This is a genomic window from Alkalihalophilus lindianensis, assembly GCF_032843265.1.
In the GTDB taxonomy this organism is placed as follows: domain Bacteria; phylum Bacillota; class Bacilli; order Bacillales; family Bacillaceae_D; genus Alkalihalophilus; species Alkalihalophilus lindianensis.
Window position 1 is genome coordinate 1 of record NZ_JAWJBA010000022.1, and the last position, 1,312, is coordinate 1,312.

Consider the following 1,312-nt stretch of genomic DNA (forward strand, 5'->3'; position numbering starts at 1 on the left):
TTGTTTTGCAAGAACTTCTTTTGGAAAAACGAACTGTCCAAAATTATTCTTACTAGTAAACGTATTGATAACCAATAAATCAGGCGCCTTATCATATGTAAAGGCTTGGTTTTTATGATTCCTATCTTTTTCCCAAAATGCAACAAACTGCCCTATCTTAGTAGGTGTTTTCTTTGCGACTCTAAATCTGATCGATTTCGAATTCAGTTGAAATATGCCCGCCCCATAATCGGAATTTTGAGCTTCTTCTTGGATAGCTTTTATTATGAAGTGATTTGGCTCATAAAAATTTTTATTTACATATGTTAAAGCCTTATAAAATTCATTCACTACTGTTACCCCTTATTTTTATACTACTTGATTAATACCTATCAATTAATATTATTCTAATTTCAACACTTTACCCAAACCCAAATAAAGTAATTGAGCTACCCTGCTCGTTACGTCAACAAGGAGAAGCAACTATCCTCTATTGAGCAATCGCACCCATTAGGAAATAAACACTTTAATCCAATTGCTTATAAAATCCTGTAGCTTTTCCTTCAAATCCTCTACGAATGTAATACTGGTGAGCATCGTTTCTTTCAATCCGATTACCACTATTTAAAGTCACCATCTTCGCTCCTTGTTTTTTAGCCCAGTTCTCAGCTTCCTCTAATAGCATACTACCAATACCTTTACCTCTTAATTCAGAGTTAACAACAAAAGCAACCACCCTTATATAACTTTCACTTTTTTCAAAACGGTAACATAAAATCATTCCAATCATTCCTAGCAATTTTTCATCTTCTTCGTATACATAAGTCTGATAGGCATTATTTGAAAGGATATTAGACAATCTATATTCCATTTCATTAATATCAGTCGGGTACCCCAATTCACCCATTAACTGCGCTAATCCCGGTATATCCTGCTTCGTTGCTGCTCTAATCATTATTTATCCTCCACAAAAAATTCTCTTCTTGTTGATTTACCCTGCCAGTTAGCACAAGGAAAGAGCTGAACTTTGCTAAATCAACGCTCTCTATTAGTTACTTAGATAACAAAATATGTATATAACCACATAACCACTTTGTAGCCAAACCATGAAAAGTAAATTACGTATGTAACAATTCCAGCAAATTTCAAGAACTTATTGCTTGCTGTTTCAACCTTAGAATTAGATATAAGTACTAAAGCTAATATTGCAAATAAGAATGACCCACTCTCTATTAAGAGTGACAAAACAGCTGAACTAATTGATAGTAAATAAAACATAAAACATAAAATCTAATACCTGCTCTTAATACTTAACTCCTCTTGCATTCTCTCC

Annotated in this window: 2 protein-coding genes; both read right to left on the reverse strand. The window is 33.3% G+C overall.

Annotation, left to right across the window (positions count from 1 at the left end; translation table 11 throughout):
• Window positions 1-330: MepB family protein (locus tag RYX56_RS21070; protein WP_317123955.1), on the reverse strand; the 330-nt coding region annotated here is incomplete at its 3' end.
• Window positions 331-505: 175 nt separating this feature from the next.
• Window positions 506-934 (reverse strand): GNAT family N-acetyltransferase, encoded by a 429-nt coding sequence (locus tag RYX56_RS21075; RefSeq protein WP_317123956.1) that lies wholly within the window; start codon window positions 932-934, stop codon window positions 506-508.
• Window positions 935-1,312 lie beyond the last annotated feature (378 nt).

Excerpts from the sequence above, each read along its gene's own strand:
- RYX56_RS21075 (WP_317123956.1), bottom strand. The coding sequence starts at position 934 with ATGATTAGAGCAGCAACGAAGCAGGATATACCGGGATTAGCGCAGTTA.